The sequence below is a fragment of the Rhodococcus sp. IEGM 1379 genome (genome assembly GCF_030056815.1).
Classification (GTDB): Bacteria; Actinomycetota; Actinomycetes; order Mycobacteriales; family Mycobacteriaceae; genus Rhodococcus_F.
In genome coordinates, this window is record NZ_JASHKR010000042.1 from 21036 (window position 1) to 42562 (window position 21527).

17 protein-coding genes and 1 pseudogene are annotated in these 21527 nt (G+C 62.3%); 10 read left to right on the forward strand and 8 right to left on the reverse strand.

Annotated elements, in window-relative coordinates; genetic code table 11:
- The first annotated feature begins 25 nt into the window (after positions 1-25).
- The 3 genes from QM600_RS19805 to QM600_RS19815 are packed head-to-tail and all read left to right on the forward strand — an operon-like array spanning position 26 to position 4032.
- The gene (locus QM600_RS19805) at positions 26-1360 is read left to right on the forward strand and encodes a nicotinate phosphoribosyltransferase (protein ID WP_283263258.1); all 1335 of its coding nucleotides are present in this window, start codon (positions 26-28) and stop codon (positions 1358-1360) included.
- Complete coding sequence (locus QM600_RS19810) at positions 1360-1974, forward strand: isochorismatase family protein (protein WP_283263260.1); 615 nt, start codon at positions 1360-1362, stop codon at positions 1972-1974. The genes QM600_RS19805 and QM600_RS19810 overlap by 1 nt, the downstream gene beginning before the upstream one ends.
- A 9-nt stretch (positions 1975-1983) precedes the next feature.
- Complete coding sequence (locus QM600_RS19815; RefSeq protein WP_283263262.1) at positions 1984-4032, forward strand: ATP-dependent DNA helicase; 2049 nt, start codon at positions 1984-1986, stop codon at positions 4030-4032.
- A gap of 19 nt (positions 4033-4051) precedes the next feature.
- Here the strand turns inward: QM600_RS19815 and QM600_RS19820 are convergent, their stop codons facing one another.
- From QM600_RS19820 to glgP, 3 genes are all read right to left on the reverse strand, one after another.
- Positions 4052-4393, reverse strand: a complete 342-nt coding sequence (locus QM600_RS19820; RefSeq protein ID WP_283263264.1) for a GNAT family N-acetyltransferase — start codon at positions 4391-4393, stop codon at positions 4052-4054.
- Complete coding sequence (locus QM600_RS19825) at positions 4390-4518, reverse strand: hypothetical protein (RefSeq protein WP_283263266.1); 129 nt, start codon at positions 4516-4518, stop codon at positions 4390-4392. The genes QM600_RS19820 and QM600_RS19825 overlap by 4 nt, the downstream gene beginning before the upstream one ends.
- Before the next feature lie 111 nt (positions 4519-4629).
- Entirely contained in the window at positions 4630-7230 is a 2601-nt protein-coding gene (glgP, locus tag QM600_RS19830; protein ID WP_283263267.1) for an alpha-glucan family phosphorylase, read from the reverse strand.
- A gap of 139 nt (positions 7231-7369) precedes the next feature.
- Between glgP and QM600_RS19835 the strand changes: the two genes are divergently transcribed.
- The 3 genes from QM600_RS19835 to QM600_RS19845 are packed head-to-tail and all read left to right on the forward strand — an operon-like array spanning position 7370 to position 13019.
- Positions 7370-9370, forward strand: a complete 2001-nt coding sequence (locus tag QM600_RS19835) for an alpha-1,4-glucan--maltose-1-phosphate maltosyltransferase (protein ID WP_283263269.1) — start codon at positions 7370-7372, stop codon at positions 9368-9370.
- Entirely contained in the window at positions 9370-11571 is a 2202-nt protein-coding gene (glgB, locus tag QM600_RS19840) for a 1,4-alpha-glucan branching protein GlgB (protein WP_283263271.1), read from the forward strand. The genes QM600_RS19835 and glgB overlap by 1 nt, the downstream gene beginning before the upstream one ends.
- Positions 11571-13019, forward strand: coding sequence for a neutral zinc metallopeptidase (locus tag QM600_RS19845; protein ID WP_283263273.1), 1449 nt, complete (start codon positions 11571-11573; stop codon positions 13017-13019). Before glgB ends, QM600_RS19845 begins: the two co-directional genes overlap by 1 nt.
- 68 nt (positions 13020-13087) lie before the next feature.
- Here the strand turns inward: QM600_RS19845 and QM600_RS19850 are convergent, their stop codons facing one another.
- The 3 genes from QM600_RS19850 to QM600_RS19860 all read right to left on the reverse strand — a co-directional run bounded on the left by QM600_RS19850 (position 13088) and on the right by QM600_RS19860 (position 15739).
- The gene (locus QM600_RS19850) at positions 13088-13984 is read right to left on the reverse strand and encodes a tetratricopeptide repeat protein (RefSeq protein WP_283263275.1); all 897 of its coding nucleotides are present in this window, start codon (positions 13982-13984) and stop codon (positions 13088-13090) included.
- Between the two features lie 84 nt (positions 13985-14068).
- On the reverse strand, positions 14069-14452 hold the full coding sequence (locus QM600_RS19855; protein WP_283263277.1) for a DUF3817 domain-containing protein: 384 nt from the start codon (positions 14450-14452) through the stop codon (positions 14069-14071).
- Between the two features lie 93 nt (positions 14453-14545).
- A complete protein-coding gene (locus QM600_RS19860; protein WP_283263279.1) occupies positions 14546-15739 on the reverse strand; it encodes an acetyl-CoA C-acetyltransferase in 1194 nt (397 codons plus the stop codon).
- A 107-nt stretch (positions 15740-15846) separates the two neighbouring features.
- Between QM600_RS19860 and mce the strand changes: the two genes are divergently transcribed.
- Both mce and QM600_RS19870 read left to right on the forward strand, forming a co-directional pair.
- Positions 15847-16320, forward strand: coding sequence for a methylmalonyl-CoA epimerase (gene mce, locus QM600_RS19865; RefSeq protein WP_243618989.1), 474 nt, complete (start codon positions 15847-15849; stop codon positions 16318-16320).
- A 40-nt stretch (positions 16321-16360) separates the two neighbouring features.
- Positions 16361-17383, forward strand: coding sequence for a hypothetical protein (locus QM600_RS19870; protein ID WP_283263280.1), 1023 nt, complete (start codon positions 16361-16363; stop codon positions 17381-17383).
- Between the two features lie 3 nt (positions 17384-17386).
- Here the strand turns inward: QM600_RS19870 and QM600_RS19875 are convergent, their stop codons facing one another.
- Both QM600_RS19875 and nucS read right to left on the reverse strand, forming a co-directional pair.
- The gene (locus tag QM600_RS19875) at positions 17387-17719 is read right to left on the reverse strand and encodes an Rv1322 family protein (RefSeq protein ID WP_283263282.1); all 333 of its coding nucleotides are present in this window, start codon (positions 17717-17719) and stop codon (positions 17387-17389) included.
- A gap of 19 nt (positions 17720-17738) precedes the next feature.
- Positions 17739-18413: an endonuclease NucS gene (gene nucS, locus QM600_RS19880; protein ID WP_283263284.1), complete on the reverse strand. Its 675-nt coding sequence runs from the start codon at positions 18411-18413 to the stop codon at positions 17739-17741.
- A 42-nt stretch (positions 18414-18455) separates the two neighbouring features.
- Between nucS and QM600_RS19885 the strand changes: the two genes are divergently transcribed.
- Together QM600_RS19885 and QM600_RS19890 are read left to right on the forward strand one after the other, a co-directional pair.
- A complete protein-coding gene (locus QM600_RS19885) occupies positions 18456-20027 on the forward strand; it encodes an adenylate/guanylate cyclase domain-containing protein (protein ID WP_283263285.1) in 1572 nt (523 codons plus the stop codon).
- Positions 20028-20269: 242 nt separating this feature from the next.
- Positions 20270-21262: pseudogene (locus QM600_RS19890) on the forward strand (alpha/beta hydrolase).
- The last annotated feature ends 265 nt before the right edge of the window (positions 21263-21527 follow it).

The following is a 21527-nucleotide window of genomic DNA, read 5'->3' on the forward strand; positions in this document are numbered from 1 at the left end:
CACTCTCCCGCTTAGAGTTGTGTGCGTGCCTACGCAAAATTCCGACATCCGTGACACTGATGCGAGTACCGCATTGCTCACCGACCAGTACGAGCTCACCATGCTCTCGGCCGCGCTTGCCGACGGATCTGCATTCCGTACCTCCAGCTTCGAGGTTTTTGCCCGCAGACTCCCCGACGGTCGCCGCTACGGTGTCGTTGCCGGTACCGAGCGTGTCCTCGACGCGCTGGAGCATTTCCGCTTCGGTGAACCCGAACTGGCGATCGTCTCGAAGTTCCTGGACGACGCGACGGTCGAGTGGCTGCGCAACTACCGATTCTCGGGAGACATCGACGGCTACCGCGAAGGCGACTTCTACTTCCCCGGCTCGCCTATTCTCTCGGTCCGCGGAACGTTTGCGGAATGCGTATTGCTCGAAACACTGATCCTCTCGATCCTCAACCACGACAGCGCCATCGCGTCGGCAGCGGCACGCATGGTCAGTGCCGCCGACAATCGCCGGATGATAGAGATGGGTTCACGGCGCACCCATGAGCAGGCTGCCGTCGCAGCGTCCCGCGCCGCCTACCTGGCCGGGTTCGACGCCACCTCCAACCTCGAGGCCGTCCGCCGCCATGGCGTTCCCGGCGCCGGCACCAGCGCGCACGCGTTCACCCTCCTGCACACCACCGAGAACGGAACCGACGAGGCCGCGGCCTTCCGTGCTCAGGTCAATGCGCTCGGTGTCTCGACCACCCTGCTGGTCGATACCTACGACATCACCGAAGGCGTGAAGACCGCTATCGCCGTTGCCGGCACCGAACTCGGCGGAGTGCGCATCGACTCCGGCGACCTCGGAGTGATCACCCGTCAAGTACGTCGCCAACTCGACGACCTCGGTGCTACCACAACCCGCATCGTCGTCTCGGGTGATCTCGACGAGTACGCCATCGCTGCCCTGCGCGCCGAACCCGTCGACGTCTACGGCGTCGGCACCTCCCTCGTTGTCGGCTCGGGCGCTCCCACTGCGGGCATGGTCTACAAGCTCGTCGAGGTCGAGGGAATCCCCGTCGAGAAGCGCAGCACCAACAAGGCGTCGCGTGGCGGAGCAAAGAAGGCCCTGCGCGTCGCCCGTCCGACCGGAACGATCATCGAAGAAGTCATCTACCCCGCCGACGCTCCGCCTCCCGTGTCCGCTGCCGAGGGCGCTACGGAACTGATGATTCCGCTTGTCCGCGGTGGCAAGACCGTCGACGGAGTTCCGACCCTCGAAGACAGTCGAGCGGTCGTGAAGGCCGGACTCGTCAGCCTCCCGTGGGAGGGTTTGAAGCTCTCTCGCGGAGACTCCGCGGTACCCGTCCGATTTGTCGGGGGTCAGTGATGTCTGCGCGTGCATTGATCGTCGTCGACGTGCAGAACGATTTCTGTGAAGGCGGGACACTCGCAGTCGACGGCGGCGCTGCGGTTGCCGCTGCGATCAACGATTTTGTCGGCTCTCACGAGTACGACGCCGTCGCCGCGACCAGGGATTTCCACATCGATCCGGGCGCTCATTTCTCCGAGGATCCCGATTACGTCGACACGTGGCCTGCGCACTGCGTGGTGGGTACCGACGGCGCAGAGTTCCACCCCGCGTTCGATGCGACGGTGGCGGGTTCTGCCGTGTTCTCCAAGGGCGCCTACAGCGCGGCTTACTCGGGGTTCGAAGGTTTTGCCGAGGACGGCACCACGTTGGAGCAGTGGTTGCGCGCCCACGACATCACCGACGTCGACGTCATCGGTATCGCGACAGATCATTGTGTGAAGGCCACCGCACTCGATTCGGTGCGCGCCGGCTTCGGCACCACAGTGCTCCTTCCCCTGACCGCCGGTGTAGCAACCGCCACGGTCGAGGCCGCGATAACGCAGATGCAGGCCGCCGGAGTGCAGCTCACAGGCCGCGACGAGAATGCTCCTTCCCACAGCGTCGGAATTTCTGACGTAGGGATCCACTAACCTGCTTGGGTGGCCGATCAACTTCCGAATGTCCCCGAACTGCTCCGAGCGGCGGTGCAGTCTCTGGGCGGCGCCGAGCGGACCAGCCAGCTCACTATGGCGTCGGCGGTAGCGCATTCGATCGATACTGGCGAGCATCTGGCCGTCCAGGCCGGCACGGGCACGGGTAAGTCACTGGCTTACCTTGTGCCGAGCCTGCGTCACGCCGTCGAGTCCGGGCGCACCGTCGTTGTCTCGACGGCCACCATCGCGCTGCAGCGGCAGTTGGTGGATCGTGATCTCCCCCGCCTTGCCGACGCCCTCAAGAAGCCGCTCGGACGACGCGCCGAGTTCGCAATTCTCAAGGGCCGCAACAACTACCTCTGCATGAACAAAATTCACACCGGAGCTTCCGAGCAGCCACCCGAGGACGAATTGTTCGATCCGTTCACCGTCTCCCGTCTGGGCCGTGAAGTGGTTCGCCTCACCGAGTGGTCCTCCGACACCGACACCGGTGACCGCGACGAACTGGTTCCTGGTGTCTCCGATCAGGCCTGGCGACAGGTCAGTGTGACGTCCCGCGAGTGCATCGGAAAGAACCAGTGCCCGGTGGGCGAAGACTGCTTTGCCGAACGCGCCCGTGCCGAAGCCTCCAAGGCCGATGTCGTGGTCACCAACCACGCACTGCTCGCCATCGACGCCATCACCGGCATTCAGATCCTGCCCGAACATGATGTCGTCGTCATCGACGAGGCCCACGAATTGGTCGACCGCGTCACAGGCGTCGCGACAGCTGAACTCACGGCATCGGCAATCAGTGCTGCCGCGCGTCGTTGCGGAAAGATCGTCGAGGAACAGGATGCCGATCGCCTCGAAGCTGCCGGCGAAGGCTGGGCCGGACTCCTCGAGGAGCTTCGCCCCGGGCGCTGGGAGTCGCTGCCCGACGGCGCCGCTCCGGCACTGGCCGCAATCCGCGATGCAGCCTGGTCGCTTCGCACTGCCATCGGTCCGGCCAAGCCCGGCATGATGGCCGCTGATCCCGAAGCCGCTGCTGCCCGCAATGCAGCCCTCTCTTCGGTGGACGATATTCACGACAGCGCCGTCCGCGTCCTCACAGCCTTCGACGAACCCGATCCGGCCAAACGTAAAGACGTTGTCTGGCTGTCCTCCGACGAGTTCCGGGGCAATGTCCGCCGATCGGTCCGGATGGCTCCCCTCTCGGTGGGCGGCCTACTCCGCCAGCGCTTGTTCGCCGAGTCCACGGTGGTCTTGACGTCGGCGACACTCACAGTCGGCGGCTCGTTCGACGGACTCGCCGTCAACTGGGGCCTTCCCTCACAGTCGTCGGTTCGCCCCGACTCCGGGACCGCCGTCGGCACCGAAGCACCCTCGGACGCTTCAGCTTTCCGCTGGAACTCCCTCGATGTCGGTTCACCGTTCGACCACGCCAAGGCCGGAATCATCTACATCGCCCGGCACCTCCCGACGCCCGGACGCGACGGCTTGGCTCCGGTTTACCTCGACGAGATCGCCGAACTCGTCGAAGCTGCGGGTGGGCGCACCCTCGGACTGTTCTCCTCGATGCGGGCCGCAAAAGCTGCGTCCGAAGCGATGCGTGAGCGACTCGACACCCCGATCCTGTGCCAGGGCGACGACTCCACCGGCACTCTCGTGAAGGCATTTGCCAAAGATGAAGCGACGTCACTGTTCGGCACGCTGTCCCTGTGGCAGGGCGTCGACGTACCCGGCCCGTCACTGAGCCTGGTCATCCTGGACCGCATCCCCTTCCCGCGCCCCGACGACCCACTACTGATGGCCCGTCAGCAAGCCATCGAGTCCCACGGCGGCAACGGCTTTCTCAGTGTCTCCGCCAATCATGCGGCACTGCTCCTGGCCCAGGGCGTGGGTCGACTGCTCCGCAGTGTCGACGACAAAGGTGTTGTGGCCGTACTCGATCCGCGTCTCGCGACGGCTCGCTATGCGGGATACCTGCGGGCGTCGTTGCCTCCGTTCTGGGAGACGACCAAGCCGGAGGTTGTCCGCAAGGCGCTTACGCGTATCCGCGATTCGCGCTCTTGACCTAGTTCTGCAAGCGACGCTAAGCCCGCCCCGCGAACATAGCCGGCTCGAAGGTGAAGACCACGTACTCACGCTCGCCCAGAGTGAACCGCGCCAGTTCTGCCATACCGTAGTGCCGGTGCACTGCAAGTGATTTCTGGTTCGCGGCCTCCACGAACAATGCACCGAGGTCATAGCTAGCCAAGTGCACAGTCGAGAGCCCGGTCAGGAGCTTGCTCAGCACGCCGCGCCCTTGGAAGTTCTCGTCGACTGCAACCGGCCCGTACATGAACCATCGAGTCCCCTCCTGCACGACGGCGGTCACCGCCGCGACAGTCGCCTTGGCCGGGCCGGCGTTCACCAGTCCGGGCTCCCAGGTCATCGCAAAGTCGGCCAGCGCGCCGTCTCCTCCGCGACAAATACCCCGGGTACAGCCTGGAAACGCGCAATCGTCTCCTCGTCCATTGCGCCCTGGGCGAATCCCCGCTCAGCCCGCTGCTGGGCCATCAGGTGCTCACCTGTCGACGCCTGCATCAGCGCGCGAATGGCCGCACGGTGGGAGGAGTCGGACTTTCGAATCGTGATCGCTATTCCGACATCCTCCCAGATTTCGCTCGGCTACCCCGCTGGCGTCGTCACCAGTCCAAACTCGGAAGCATTCACCAGCAACCGGTGATGCGGGAGAACCCTCACGGTGTAGCCGACGGAACCCGAAACCGGAAGCGCTACTTCAGCTTCGAATATTTCGGTACCGTCCTCGGAACCGAAATGTGTCATCGGGAACGTCACAACGTCGGTGAGTTCCTCCCCGGGACTGACCCGACCGATCACAGCCTGTACCTCGACGTCCGAGACCGACAAGCCACCGAGACGAACCTTTGCCTTCAGCGAGATGGTCGCGCCGATCTCCGGGGTGTCCGGCAATCCGGATCCGTCAACCTGCTCGATACTCACCGACGGCCACTGCGATTCGATCCGTCGACGGAATTCCGCAACCTCGCGGGCCCCGGCAAAATTGTCGGCCACCACAGCCCTCGCAGATTCCGCCGACGGGGCGTAGTACTGAACCGCGTAATCGCGAACCATGCGTGATGCCAATACCTTCGGCCCCAGATTCTCGAGCGTGTGCCGGACCTTCTCGACCCAACGCGTCGGGAGATCCTGGGTGTCACGATCGTAGAACGTAGGCAGGACTGCATGTTCGAGCAGTTCGTAGAGTGCGCTGGCTTCGAGGTCGTCTCGGCGAACGTCGTCCAGAACTCCGTCGGCGGTCGGTATTGCCCAGCCGTTCTCGCCGTCATACATCTCGTCCCACCACCCGTCGCGGATCGACAGGTTGAGTCCGCCATTGAGGGCGGACTTCATGCCCGACGTTCCGCACGCTTCGAGCGGGCGCAGCGGATTGTTCAGCCACACATCGCAACCCCAGTAAAGGTAGCGGGCCATCGACATGTCGTAATCCGGCAGGAACACGATGCGGTGACGCACGTCTGCCTCGTCCGCAAAACGAACAACCTGCTGGATGAGCGCCTTGCCACCATCGTCGGCGGGATGCGATTTACCGGCCACCACCAACTGCACGGGACGCTTCTCGTCGAGCAGCATCGCGCGCAGACGATCAGGATCACGCAGCATCAGCGTCAGACGCTTGTAGGTCGGCACACGCCGTGCAAATCCGACCGTCAACACGTTGGGATCAAAAACTCCACCGACCCAACCAAGTTCGGCTTCGGTAGCGCCGCGCTCGATCCACGACGCCCGGACGCGTCGACGTACCTCGTCGACCAACTTGCCGCGCAACGCATTACGCGTGCTCCACAATTCGGTTGACGAAAGCTCCTGCAGACGCTCCCAGCCGCGAGCCTCTTCGAGTTGTTCCTGTCCGACGATCCGTCTCGCGACGTCCATCCACTCCGGTGCCGCCCAGGTCGGTGCATGGACGCCATTTGTCACCGAGCCGATCGGAACCTCATCGGCGTCGAATCCTGGCCAGAGTCCGTTGAACATGTCGCGGCTGACGATGCCGTGCAATTGGGAGACACCGTTGGCCCGCTGGCCCAGACGAAGCCCCATGTGCGCCATATTGAAGATCGACGGGTCCGATTCCCGGCCCATACCCACGATGCGATCGACCGTCAGCCCGGGTAGCAGCGTCGATTCGTTCTCGCCGTTGCTACCGCCGAAGTAATGGCGAACCAGATCGGCGGGAAAGCGGTCGATCCCAGCAGGCACGGGAGTGTGCGTAGTAAAGACAGTGGCGGCGCGCACCGCCGCCAATGCGGAATCGAAGTCGAGACCACTGGCGGTGACAAGTTCACGGATTCGTTCGATACCGAGGAACCCGGCGTGGCCCTCGTTCATATGAAAGACCTCGGGATCCGGCAATCCGTATGCCGCGGTGTACGCCCGAACCGCACGCACGCCGCCGATACCGGCCAGGATCTCCTGCTTGATGCGGTGGTCCTGATCGCCGCCGTACAGACGATCGGTGACGCCCCGAAGTTCTGCGTCGTTCTCCGCAATATCGGAATCGAGAAGCAGCAGCGGCACACGGCCTACCTGGGCGATCCACACCCGCGACCGCAGCACCCGCCCGCCCGGCATCGCGACGTGAATGATGACCGGAGACCCGTCACCTGATGTCGGGCCGGCGTCGGTCAGCAAACGAAGCGGCAAACCCTGAGGATCATGAGGCGGGTAGTGCTCGGCCTGCCACCCGTCCGCCGTCAAGGACTGACGGAAATACCCGGACCGATAGAGCAGACCGACACCGATCAGCGGCAGTCCGAGATCCGACGCAGCCTTGAGATGGTCGCCGGCCAGAATGCCGAGACCACCGGAATAGTTGGGCAGGACTTCGCTGACGCCGAACTCCATCGAGAAATACGCAATTCCACCGGCCAGCGAAACTCCCTTGGCCTGCTGCGCCTGGTACCAGCGCGGAGTGCTCAGGTAACTGTCGAGATCAGCTGCCGCAGTGTCGAGGTCACGAAGGAAATCGGCGTCGCCACTCAGTTCGTCGAGTCGCGCCGGGTCCACTTCACCCAGCATTCGAACGGGATCGAACTGAACCGCTTGCCAGAGTCGCGGGTCGAGGCGCGAGAACAAATCCTGTGTCTCGGGATGCCAGGACCAACGCAAGTTGGTGGACAGGGGGCCGAGCGCGGCAAGGCGCTCCGGCAGGTGGGCTCGGACAGTGAACCGACGCAAGGCTTTCACCCCGCGAACCCTAGTCGAGTTGGACGGGCTGTGTCCTTACAAGCACCGTGACCGCTGGAAGCGACGACATGCCGGTACACCCACTACGGTTGAACTCGGCAACACCAGTAACACTCCACCATCAGAAATGGAGCTTCCCGTGACAGGACGCCTCGGTATCGACGACGCGATACCCGCGATCTCGGGTAACTATCCAGCCAAGGCTGTAGTCGGTGAAGTGATTCCCGTACATGCGACGGTCTGGCGAGAGGGCCACGACGCCGTCGCCGCGACCCTCGTCGTACGGGGTCCTCGCGGAACCAAATTGTTGCGAATCACGATGGATCCCGGCGGTGAGCCAGACACTGTCGACGCCGTGTTTGTCCCTTCCGTAGACGGACTCTGGACATTTCGGATCGAGGCTTGGAGCGATCCTGTCGCAACCTGGAAGCATGCCGTCGAAGCCAAATTGTCCGTAGGACAGGGACCGGCAGAACTTGCCAACGATCTCGAAATCGGTGCTCGACTCTTCGAACGAGCCGCCCAGGAACTTCCCCGGGCCAATCGCTCGAGGCTGGAGGCGGTGACGGCATCGCTGCGCAGCGATCAGACCCTGACCGCCCGGGTCGCGCCCGCATTTGCCTCGGACGTCACGGAATTGCTCCGCGCCAATCCACTCCGAGAATTGGTGACCAAGGGCGAGTCGCATCCCGTTCTCGTGGACCGCCATCGGGCCTTGTTCGGATCGTGGTACGAGTTCTTCCCGCGCTCCACCGGCGGCTGGGACGAGGACGGAATTCCGAAGCACGGGACGTTCAAGACTTCCGCAGAAGATCTTCCACGCATTGCCGCAATGGGTTTCGACGTCGTCTACCTTCCTCCGATTCACCCGATCGGCGAGATCAACCGCAAGGGCCGCAACAACTCTCTCACCACACAGCCCGGCGACGTCGGTTCTCCGTGGGCCATCGGATCTGCCGAGGGCGGGCACGACGCGGTCCACCCCGAGCTCGGCACCCTCGAGGATTTCAAAGCATTTGTGGCGCAGGCCCGCAAGCTCGACCTCGAAGTGGCACTCGACCTCGCTCTCCAATGCGCCCCCGATCACCCCTGGGCCGCAAAGCATCCCGAGTGGTTCACAGTGCTCCCGGACGGCACCATCGCCTACGCGGAGAACCCGCCCAAGAAGTACCAGGATATCTATCCGATCAACTTCGACATCGACCCCGACGGCCTGGACAAGGAAATTCTGCGCGTCGTCCGACACTGGATCAAGGCCGGGGTCAAGATCTTTCGGGTCGACAACCCCCATACCAAGCCGCCCAATTTCTGGGAGACGCTCATCTCGGAGGTCAAGAAGTCCGACCCCGATGTCCTCTTCCTTGCCGAGGCATTCACCCGGCCGGCCCGGATGTACGGCCTTGCCCGACGAGGTTTCACGCAGTCGTACACGTACTTCACGTGGCGCGTTGCGAAGTGGGAATTGACGGAGTTCGGAAACGAGCTGGCCGCAAAAGCCGACGAGGCCAGGCCCAACCTCTTTGTCAATACTCCCGATATCCTGCACGAGTCGCTCCAACACGGCGGACCCGGAATGTTCGCGCTCCGAGCAGCTCTCGCTGCAACCCTGGCACCGACGTGGGGCGTCTACTCGGGGTACGAGCTCTTCGAGCACCAAGCAGTCCGGCCGGGTAGCGAAGAATACCTGGACTCGGAGAAGTACGAACTTCGTCCGCGTCGATTCGCCGAAGCCGCAGCGCGGGGTGAATCGCTCGAGCCGTGGATCACCGCACTCAATCGCATTCGCCGCGCCCACCCCGCCTTGCAGCAGTTGCGCAACCTGCACTTTCACCACATCGACAACGACGCACTGATCGCGTATTCGAAGTTCGATCCGATCACCGGCGATGCCGTTCTCACGATCGTCAACCTCAATCCCTATGCCGCCGAAGACGGCACGGTGTGGCTGGACATGCCGGCACTCGGGCGCGAATGGCAGGACCAGATGACAGTTCTCGACGAAGTGACCGGCGAGCAATACCACTGGGGGCAAGCCAATTTCGTCCGCCTCGAGCCCTGGCGGGCCGTTGCGCACATCCTCGCACTACCGCCTGTTCCCTACTCTGCCAGAACGTCGTTGGCATACCGCGGAGGAAATTGATGGCCGCCGACAAATTGCCCGCCGGAATCGCGCCGGCCGCCCACGATCTGGATCTTCTGGCCCGCGGTGAACACCACGATCCGCACAGCTTCCTCGGAGCGCACCCCCACGCGGGCGGCACAGTTCTGCGGGCACTTCGTCCACACGCCGACGCCGTCAGCGCCGTCATCGGCGGGAAAACATATCCACTCCAACATATTTCGGGTGGGGTTTTCGCAGCACTGGTCCCCTACGCGGAACTGATCGACTACCGGTACTCGGTCACGTACCCCGGCGGACATACCGTCGTCGTGGCCGATCCGTACCGATTCCTGCCCACTCTCGGCGATCTCGATCTCCACCTGTTCGGCGAAGGTCGACACGAACGCCTCTGGGACGTCCTCGGCGCGCACCCCCGCACCTACGAAACACCCGACGGAACTGTCACGGGAACATCGTTTGCCGTGTGGGCTCCGGCCGCCCGCGGCGTCACCGTTATCGGCGACTTCGACGGCTGGGGTGGACAATTCGCTCCCATGCGCGTTCTCGGGTCGACGGGAGTATGGGAACTGTTCCTACCCGAGATCGCAGCCGGAGAACTGTACAAGTTTCGCGTTCACGGACATGACGGGTCTGTGAAGGACAAAGCCGACCCCATGGCCTTCGGAACCGAAGTACCGCCGGCGACGGCGTCGCGGGTCACGACGAGTTCGTACGTCTGGGAAGATCAGGACTGGCTCGACGCCCGAGCGGGTGTCGACCCAGCACAATCACCGATGAGCGTGTACGAGGTGCACCTCGGTTCGTGGCGTCCCGGCCTCGACTATCGGCAGATGGCCGAGCAACTCGCGCAGTACGTAACCCAGACCGGATTCACACACGTCGAATTGCTGCCCGTCGCCGAGCATCCTTACGGCGGTTCCTGGGGATATCAGGTGACGTCGTACTACGCCCCGACCGCTCGATTCGGGACACCCGACGACTTCCGCTGGTTCGTCGACCGTCTGCACGCCGCCGGGATCGGCGTACTGGTCGACTGGGTTCCCGCACACTTCCCCAAGGACGACTGGGCCCTGGCCCGTTTCGACGGCACGCCACTCTACGAACACGCCGACCCTCAACGAGGGGAGCAACTCGACTGGGGAACATACGTTTTCGATTTCGGCCGTCGGGAAGTCCGTAATTTCCTCGTCGCGAATGCATTGTTCTGGCTCGAGGAATTCCACATCGACGGCCTGCGCGTCGACGCCGTCGCGTCCATGTTGTACCTCGACTACTCACGGCCTGTCGGCGGCTGGACACCCAACATTCATGGTGGTCGTGAGAACCTCGAAGCCGTTGCGTTCCTTCAGGAAATGAATGCAACGGTCCACAAGAACCATCGCGGAGTCGTCACCATCGCCGAGGAATCGACCGCGTGGCCGGGAGTCACGCGCGCGACCAATGTCGGCGGGCTCGGGTTCAACATGAAATGGAACATGGGGTGGATGCACGACACCCTCGGCTTCCTCGGCCACGACCCGGTACATCGGACCTACCACCACCACGAGATCACATTCTCGCTGATGTATGCGTGGAGTGAGAACTATCTACTCCCCGTCAGCCATGACGAAGTCGTGCACGGCAAGGGCACCTTGTGGACTCGTATGCCCGGCGACGATTTCGCCAAGGCCGCTGGCCTCCGTTCACTGCTCGCCTACATGTGGGCACACCCGGGTAAGCAACTTCTGTTCATGGGTCAGGAATTCGGCCAAACCGCGGAGTGGTCGGAGGAGCGAGGCCTCGACTGGTGGCAACTCGACGACGCGCACACCGGCACCCTCCACCGCGGTGTCACTCAGCTCGTCAGCGACCTCAACTCCGCCTACCGACAACATCCGGCAATGTGGACACTCGATACATCGCCCGGAGGCTACTCCTGGATCGACGCCAACGACACCGAGAACAACGTCCTGAGTTTTCTGCGTTACGGTACTGACGGTTCGATTGTCGCGTGCTTGTTCAACTTCTCGGGCAGCGAACATTCGAGCTACCGCGTCGGGCTACCTGAGCCCGGCCGATGGGTCGAAATCCTCAACACCGATGCCGAGTCCTACGGCGGCTCCGGTGTGGGGAACCTCGGTGCGGTCACAGCGACGTCGCAGTCGTGGCACGGTCGGCCGGCGTCAGCATCGGTCGCCCTCCCCGCCAACGGCGCGATATGGATCAGTCTGGAGCGTTGATGTTTGGCCGGCGAGCAGTAATAGTCACTTCGTCATTGATGGCAACTGCCGCCTTGCTTGTCAGCTGTTCGCAGGGCTCGACCGGTCACGCGGTCTCGATTTATCACGACCCCTTTCGAGTGGCCGGTCTCGACGCATCGTCGGGTCCCAGTGGACTCCGCCCCGGGGCACCCGACGCCGAACGTGACATCGTCGGAACGGACGGTGGCCCGATCGACGCGCTTGCAGCCAACGCCATTACCGACATCGAGACGTTTTGGAAAACCCAGTATCCGGCACTGTTCAACGAGCCGTTCCAACCTGTCGACACACTGATCTCGTGGGATCCCACCAAGCCCGGTGGTCCGGAATTCTGCGAAGAGTCCACCAAAGATCTCATCAACGCCGGATATTGCAGTCTCGATCACACCATCGGCTGGGATCGGGAACTTCTCTTGCCTGAGGTTCAGGAAAAGTTCGGCGACGTTGCTGTCGCATTCATTTTCGCCCATGAGTACGGCCACGCCATTCAACGAAAAGCCGGCATTGTCGAAGGCGGATCCGACGCGGCTCTAGTGCGTGAGCAACAAGCCGACTGCTTCGGCGGTGCCTTCCTCCGTCATGTCGCCGAAGACAAAGCAACTCACTTCACGATGAATACCTCCGACGGACTGAACAAGGTCCTCGCTTCTGCCGTAGCCATCCGCGACGACGACCCGAACGACCCCGATTCACACCACGGGTCCGCATTCGAGCGGGTAACCGCAACCCAAATCGGATTCACCGACGGTCCCGGTGCGTGCGCCAAGATGGACGACGCCGAAATCGAATCCCGGCGCGCGGATCTCCCGCAACAGTTCAGCGAACAGAGCGAGTCCGGTGAGCTTCCCGTCACCACAGCCACACTTCAGGAGTTCTTGAAGACTTTTCAGTCGATCTTCGAACTGCAAAATCCTCCGACTGTGACCTTCGACGGCGCGGACACCGACTGCACGGATGCCAAGACCACCGAGCCGGTCTCCTTCTGCCCCGCCACCAACACCATTGGAATCAGCGTCGACGAGTTGGCGGATCGCGGAACTCCCGGACGGGTCGGCCGACGCGAGTTGATGCCGACCACCATCACCGGCGACTACAACGCGTATGTTTTGCTCGCGTCGAGGTACACCCTTGCGATGCAGAAGGAACGCGGCCAGTCACTCGACACCCCGCAGACTGCATTGCGCGCCGCCTGCCTGTCCGGAGTGATCACTGCGGCCCTGAGCCCCACCAATGCCGCAACATCGGGAGCTCAGGTCACGCTGTCACCCGGAGACCTCGACGAAGCTGTCTCCGGCCTACTCACCGACGGTCTCGCAGCCAGTGACGTCAACGGCGACACCGTCCCGAGCGGCTTTGCGCGTGTCGACGCTTTCCGTACCGGTGTGCTCGGTGGTCAGGTTGCGTGCGATAGCCGCTATACGGAGTAGCGGCCGTAGGACGCCTACGACATTTTGTACGGAGTAGCGGCTATCGCAGTTGTACTTAGCGGCCAGACTCAGTAGAGGGCTGCAGCCAGCTTGCGACGCGCTGCCATCACCATCGGCTCGGCGGGATCGAACAGCTCGAACAGTTCCAGAAGGCGAGTCCGGGCTGCGGCCTTGTCGTCGCCTGCCGTGCGCGCGACAACACCGATGAGACGAGCAAAAGCTGTCTCCGGTTTCTGCGCGTACATCTCCCTGTCTGCGGCGGCGAACTGCAGTTCGAGATTCGACGGATCTGCATCGGCGGCGGCGACAGAATCGGGATCCGTGTTCTCGACGCGAGCCATGAACTTCACTTGACGAACCGCGTTGAGCGCTTCGGCATTGGTGGGCTCGTCGTCGAGGATGACCTGGTATGCCGCAATCGCACCATCAAGATCACCCGCGTCGAGTGCCGTTTCAGCAGCAACGAACCGAGGATCCTCGACCTCAGGCTCGTCCGCGTCACCAGCGGCCGGTACCGGACCGCTGAGCTTGCCCGCAGTCGCTTGCAGAACAGCGGCAAACCACTGACTGAGCTGTTCTTCGGGCTGCGCACCTTCGAAATCGGCCAAAGGCTGACCGGCCGCGACGGCAACAACGGTGGGTACCGACTTGATGCCGAATGCCTGTGCGATCTGCGGGCTCACATCGACGTCGACGTTAGCCAGAATCCACTGGCCACCGGCTTCCGCAGCAAAGCGCTCCAGCACCTCGGTGAATACGACGGACGGCTCGTAGGCGCGACCGCCGAGGTTGACGATCACGGGGACCTGGCTCGACTTGACCAGAACTTCCGACTCGAAATTCACTTCGTTTACGTCGATGACAGTCCCCGGGAGCGCAGAAACGGCCCCATCGCCGCTGGGCTTACGCGGGGGTGGAGCCGTCGCCCGCTCTTTGAGAGCGGATAAGTCGACTGCGCCGCTCATGGCGGCTGCTACTGCTGACGAACGCGCGGGGGGCCTGGATCCTGGTCGAGTCACGCGTTCCAGTTTGTCACGAGTTGACCGAACCTACGAAGAGGCCTGGTTCGCATCAACGCGTGCGACCGTACCTTGTGCAGCTTCGAACTCGGTAGACAGCTCGCCGAGCTTGCCGTTCCGAACCGCCCAGCGCTCGAAAACGATGGTCCCGAAAGGCGGGACGCTGGAGACCAGCGCCAGGATGGTTGTCTTGATGTCCCACTTGAGCGACCAAGCAGTCAGCAGAGCGATGACGATGAAGACCATGAATCCCGCGATTCCGTGCAACATGCCGGGGATGCGAATCGCTTCTTCGTGTCCGAGGACCCACTTGAAGAACATCGCCACCAACAAGGCAGCCCACGTCACAGCTTCCCACCAGGCAACCAGACGGAAGCGCTTGGCCGGAGTGGATACGTCAAAGATATTCGCCATGAGGCCCATTGTGCCCGAACCACTACGACGCCCCGTAGTGGTGTGAGGAAAACCACGGGGCGTCGCAGAGCAGAACTGAAGTGTCAGGTGTATTTAGACCTTCGGCACGCGCACGATCAGTGCGTCGCCCTGTCCGCCACCACCACAGAGTGCGGCTGCACCGATTCCGCCGCCGCGGCGCTGCAATTCCAGTGCCAAGTGCAGAGCAATACGGGCACCGGACATTCCGAGCGGGTGCCCGACGGCAATTGCGCCGCCGTTGACATTCACCTTGGCGGGATCGAGCCCGAGCTCACGCGTCGACGCAATGCCGACTGCTGCGAAGGCTTCGTTGATCTCGACGAGGTCGAGGTCCTTGGGGTCGATGCCTTCCTTTTCGCAGGCCTTGGCGATGGCACGCGCGGGCTGCGACTGCAACGTGGAGTCCGGTCCGGCGACAACGCCGTGGGCACCGATTTCGGCGATCCACGTCAATCCGAGTTCTTCGGCCTTGGCCTTGCTCATCACGACAACAGCGGCAGCGCCGTCGGAGATCGGCGACGCCGAACCCGCGGTGATGGTGCCGTCCTTGCTGAAGGCGGGACGCAGCTTGCCGAGCGATTCGGCCGTCGTATCGGCACGGATGCCCTCGTCCTGCGCGAACACAATGGGATCACCCTTACGCTGCGGGATCGAGACCGGAACAACCTCGTTGTCGAAGAGTCCGTCCTTCCACGCGCGAGCCGCGTTCTGATGTGAGGCCGCGGCAAACGCGTCCTGCTCCGCGCGGGTGATGTGGCTGTCGTCCTTCTGGTTGACCTGCTCGGTCAACAAACCCATCGCCTGATCGGTGAAGATGTCGTGCAGGCCGTCGTAGGCCATGTGGTCGCGCATCGTGACGTCGCCGTATTTGAAGCCTTCACGGCTCTTCTCGAGCATGTGCGGTGCACGGCTCATCGATTCCTGACCACCGGCGACGACGACCTCGAACTCACCGGCGCGGATCAGCTGATCGGCCAGGGCGATGGCGTCGACACCCGAGAGGCACACCTTGTTGATGCTCAGTGCCGGAACACTCATCGGGATTCCGGCTGCGACGGCAGCCTGACGGGCCGGCATCTGGCCGGCACCTGCGGTCAGAACCTGACCCATGATGACGTACTCGACCTGCTCGGGAGCAACGCCTGACTTCTCGAGCGCACCCTTGATGGCGATTCCGCCCAGATCGGACCCGGAAAGGTCCTTCAAGGAACCCATGAGTCGACCCATCGGGGTACGGGCTCCGGCAACAATCACAGAACTGGTCACGATTTCCTCCGGCTACAAAAGAGACATAGGCATCACGCGCACGCGGCATACGAGTCAAGTCACATCCCGACGTGTACTACTCAAACGGTAGCGCTACCGTGAAAGGTATGACACAGACGTCCCCCAGTCCTGCCCTTGCACCTTTGTCCTCCGACCTCGTCGTAGCGATCGACCACGTCGGAATTGCTGTTCCGGATCTCGATGTAGCAATCGCTTGGTACACCCAGCACCTGGGCATGGTCTCCACTCACGAAGAAGTCAACGAAGCTCAGGGCGTCCGTGAAGCCATGCTCTCCGTCATCGGTGCACCGGCCGGCTCACCGGCCGTCCAGTTGCTCGCACCCCTCGACGAGAACTCGACCATCGCCAAGTTCATCGACCGCAGTGGCCCCGGTTTGCAGCAGTTGGCTTACCGCGTCACCGATATCGAAGCCATCTCCGAGGAGCTCCGCGCACGCGGCGTTCGGTTGCTGTACGACGCACCGCGACGTGGCACCGCCAACTCACGAATCAACTTCATTCATCCCAAGGACGCCGGCGGGGTGCTCGTCGAACTGGTCGAACCGGCCGCGCATCACTAGCAGCCCAAACTCCTGCACGTCTGCCAGGTAGATTATCGCCATGGCATACGAGCAGGACCGCGGTTCCATCCAACTTCCGTTCCAGATCGCCCGGAAGGGATACGACCGCGACGAGGTACGAAACTACTTCGAGCGGTTCGACGCCGAATTGCGGGTCACTGCGGCAGACCGCGATGCTGCGGCGTCGCAGGCCCGCGACCTTGCAAAACAGTTGGATGACGCCCGCGATGACATCGACGACCTCCGCAAGGATGTCGACCGGTTGTCCGTCCCGCCCACCACAGCGGAGGGCATGAGCGACCGCATCAGCCGCATGCTCCGTCTTGCATCCGACGAGGCGTCCGAGGTTCGCGCCAAGGCCGAGGCCGACGCAGCGGAGATGACCTCGATCGCCGAGCAGGACGGCGTGCGGTTGCGCAGCCACTACGAAACCTTGATCGCGGAACTCGACGACCGTCGCAATGCCATGGAAACGATGCACGAGCAGACCATGCTCCAAGCACGAACCGAGGCTGCGCGAATCGTCGAGGCCGCGCAAGCAGAACGTGATCGGCTCGCCGCCGAATCCGAGGCGAAGCGCACCCAGATCCGTGAAGATTTCGATATTTCGATGTCGGAACGACGTGCGAAGGTCGTCGCCGCGGTCAACGACCTCGAGGCTTCCAGCAAGGCCGAAGCGGAACGTCGTTTGACGGATGCCACGCGTGAAGCGCAGCGCCGACTACAGGCTGCAACCGATCAGTCCGAGCGAAAGATTGCGCACGCCAAGGAACTTGCCGAAGAACTGCGAGTTCTGCGTGGCCGAATCCTCGCGCAACTCCTCGGAATTCGCGGTCAACTCGATTCCGTGCCGGCGATGCTAGCCTCGGTCAATCGAGAGAGCGAACTGCTCGACGCTCCCTCGGCACCGGCTGCACCGGCCGCTCCTACTTACGACGAAGACGAATACAACGAGCCGGATTCGACGGACGAAGAACTCGATGACCGGGGCGACGCGGAAGAAACCAATACTGCCGAGATCGACACCCGTGCGGTCGAGCAGCGAGCCCAGTCCCGCAACTGAACTTCAGGACCACCTTCTGGTCAGGCCGCGAGTCCCGCGACCTGACCAGCATCCGGTGTGCCAGTGCCGACGTTCCGTCGCGCCACCGGGTTCCGACGGCCAGGTCACGACATGCGCAACACCGGGACTGATGTCATGGTCACAGCCAGGGCACCGGTAGAACTTCGTAGCGTTGGCGCCGGGAATTGGCCGCACCATGAATGATTCGCCGCCCGGACCTGGTTCTTCGCGAACCACTGATCCGCCGAAGAGAACACCCCTCGGCTCGTCCGAATCCTGGCCACGTCGATTATCCGTTCGACGGGTCTGTTTCGGAATAGGTTTGCGGCGCGGCATGACGAGAAGTCTAACGGCCTCAGAAAAGCCGGAACTCAGTGCTTTCCGTACCTCGCAACGCCTCGTAGTCGAGGACCAGGCAACGAATACCGCGATCATTGGCAAGTGTCTTGGCTTGCGGCTTGATCTGTTGCGCTGCAAACACTCCCGTTACCGGAGCGAGCAACGGATCGCGGTTGAGCAGTTCCAGATAGCGCGTCAACTGTTCGACGCCGTCGATCTCGCCGCGACGTTTGATCTCGACGGCCACCGACGCACCGTCCGCATCACGAACAAGAAGGTCGACCGGGCCGATTGCCGTCATGTACTCGCGTCGCACCAAGGTGTAACCGGATCCGAGGGTTTCGACATGCTCGGCAAGAAGTTCCTGCAGGTGCGCTTCGACGCCGTCCTTGATCAATCCTGGATCGATACCGAGTTCGTACGACGAGTCATGCTCGATCTCCTCGAGGGTGATCCGCAGTTCCTCGCCGGCCTTGTTGGTGACGATCCACAAGATGTCGTCGCTGTCCCCCGTGGTCTCGACCAACCAGCAGGGAGGACTCATCCAGTTGAGCGGTTTGTACGCCCGGTCATCGGCATGGATGCTCACCGAACCGTCAGCCTTGACCAACAACAGGCGTCGGGCGGTCGGGAGGTGGGAGGTCAAGCGACCTACGTAATCAACACGGCAACGAGCAATAACTAAGCGCACAGCACCACCCTAAGGGATCACCTCGACTACTCTCGACACACTATGCAGCGAAGCGATGTCCCGAGCGCACCCTTGGGGTCGTGGTTGCTCGGATCCACAGACGAGAGTCCCCTCCGACGACGGATTCGCGTCCAACTACTCCTGACCGCTCCACTCCTGATCACGAACCTGATCGGTGCCGGTCTGGCCATCATTTTAATCGGAATCGTTGTCCCCGGCCCGAGCATCATGCGGTCCGAGTTCGCATTGATCAACTTCATTGCCGTTCCGGTCTTCATCGTGTGCGTTTTTCTCGTCGGACTGCTCTGGGGTACCAAACGCCTCATGCATGATCTTCGATGGGCAACAGAGGACACCCCTCCCAGTGAGGAAAACCAACGTGCTGCGCTGCGTGGACCGTGGCGTCTCACCCGCGTTCAACTCGTACTCTGGACGGTTGCTCTCGCGACTTTCACGACCCTCTACGGAATCGTCGACGCCGACACCATTCCGAAAGTGTTGTTCACCATAGCTTTCAGCGGAATCACGACGTGTGCATTCTGCTATCTCCTCAGCGAGTTCGCGCTGCGACCCATCGCGGCCCGCGCCCTCGAATCCGGTGCACCACGCAAGTCTGCCGTTCTCGGACTCACCGGTCGGACCATCCTGATTTGGGTGCTCGGCAGCGGCGTCCCCGTCACCGGCCTGATGATCGTCGCAATCTTCAGCTACATCCGCCCGCCACAGTGGCAAGATCTGGCGATCTCGATTCTGGTAATCGGCGGCATCACCCTCTGCGTCGGGCTCGGGCTGACCTACATCAACATTCGATCCGCTGCCGCACCCATCCGATCCGTCCGGCGAGGGATGGAGCAAGTCACACGTGGAGACTTCAGCGCCCAGGTAGTCGTCTACGACGGCACCGAATTGGGTTTGCTCCAAACCGGTTTCAATCGGATGGCCGAAGGGCTCCGCGAGCGCGAACGGATCCGTGATCTGTTCGGACGTCACGTCGGGTACGACGTTGCCGCGAACGCGATGCGACGCAACCCTGAACTCGGCGGCGAGGAACGTGACGTATCAGTCCTTTTTGTCGACGTGATCGGTTCCACCACGATCGCCGCCACCAACTCCCCCACCGACGTCGTCACACTGCTCAACAGATTCTTCGACGTCATTGTCGACGAGGTCGACGCCCACGGTGGTTTCGTGAACAAATTCGAGGGTGACGCGGCTCTGGCCGTCTTCGGCGCGCCCACTCGGATCGACGATCACGCCGGCTGCGCGCTCGCTGCCGCCCGGAAGATCCAAGTTCGGCTGTGCGCCGAGGTCCCCGAGATCAGCGCCGGCATCGGCGTCGCTTCAGGCGTCGCAGTAGCCGGAAACGTCGGTGCGCGTGAACGATTCGAGTACACCGTAATCGGTGATCCCGTTAACGAAGCGGCACGCCTGTCGGAAGTGGCAAAGAATGTTCCGGGCAACTTGGCAGCATCTGGTCGGGCACTTGCCACTGCCTCGGAATCCGAACGTACTCATTGGGTCACCGCAGATTCGATAGTCCTTCGAGGCCGCACCCAGCAAACAGTTCTCGCCGTCCCCGTGACGTCTGTGGAAGCCCCGAACACCTCCGCATAACCCACTCGGCCCTTTCACCTGGCCGGTGAGCAAGCCAGAGAATCTTCTGAATTACGTTTTGCAACAATTTGATTCGTCCGGATTATCAGAATTCATAATGCTGCGATGACCTCGACTTTGTAACGCTGCAGGCCCCACGAAGAGACAAACATATCGACAGTAGAACCGACGATGCACTTACCGCGGCGAGTCTGCAGACGCCGATTCGGGGAAAGACAATCTTGCAGAGAATCAAATACACGTTGTCCGAGCGCAATACACGACGGGCACGAGTGATTGCCGCGGCGTTGTTGTCGACGCTCCTTCTCTGCGGCACATTCGAGCCCACCGTGGCGTCCGCTAATCCGGTGTGCGCTGCGTCGCCGGCGCATTCGGCGCCGTGGGGTGGGTACGACGAGTTGTGGGTGCCGTCTTCGATGGGAAGTATCAAGGTTCAGGTGCAGTGGGCGGCGCGGGGTGGCAATGCCGCGCTCTACCTCCTCGACGGCCTCCGTGCGAGAAACGACAGAAATGCTTGGAGTTTCGAGACCAATACGTTCGATCAGTATCGAAACGACAACATCACTTTGGTGATGCCGGTGGGCGGAGAGTCGAGTTTCCACACTGACTGGTACGCACCGTCAAACTTCAATGCTCAGCCGATCACCTACAAATGGGAAACGTTCCTCACGCAAGAACTTCCCAAATCCCTTGCCTGGTAGGGTGTTTCGCCGAACAACAATGCCATAGTCGGCTTGTCGATGGGTGGCAGCGCCGCATTGAACCTAGCGGGACATCATCGCGATTAGTTCAAGTTCGCGGGTTCATGGTCCGGGTACATCAACATCTCCGGGCCGGGGATGCGCGAAGCGATCCGCTTGGCGAGGCTCGACGCCGGCCGATACAACGTCGACTCGAGGTGAGGTCCACCATGGTCATCTGGCTGGATTCGCAACGATCCTTTCGTCAATGCCGAGTTGCTTCGCTGATTGCCGATGTACATTTCGGCATCCAACGGTATTCCGGGTCCGTACGAGCAACCCTCGGCGCCGATCGAGTACTGGAACACGGCGACGGGAATGGGCCTGGAACTACTCGCGTTGGTTCATACCCGTTCATTCGAACTGCGTCTGAACACACTGGGAATCCCGGCGACGTACAGCTTTCCACCCTCAGGGATCCATTCGTGGGCAAACTGGTCGGCTGAACTGTGGATGGCTCGCGGTCAGATCCTCGACACCATGAATGCCTGGTGAGAGCAGCCCTTCGATCCGACGCTCCGTGCGCCCACACCTAGGCGACGCCGGCGCCTCACCCAGGTTCTAGAGACAACCACTGGGAGAGAGCCCGCTGACGGTTATGCGTACGCGGATCGTCAGCACCGGGATGATCCCGTAGCGCAGCGAGAGAATCGCTCATCACGGTGGCAATCCACCCTGGTCTCGGAGCGAACGGTACGCCCGACGCCCCCGACCGAGACAACCACACCGTGCGCACCACCCCCGCCGGCCGGAAACCGGG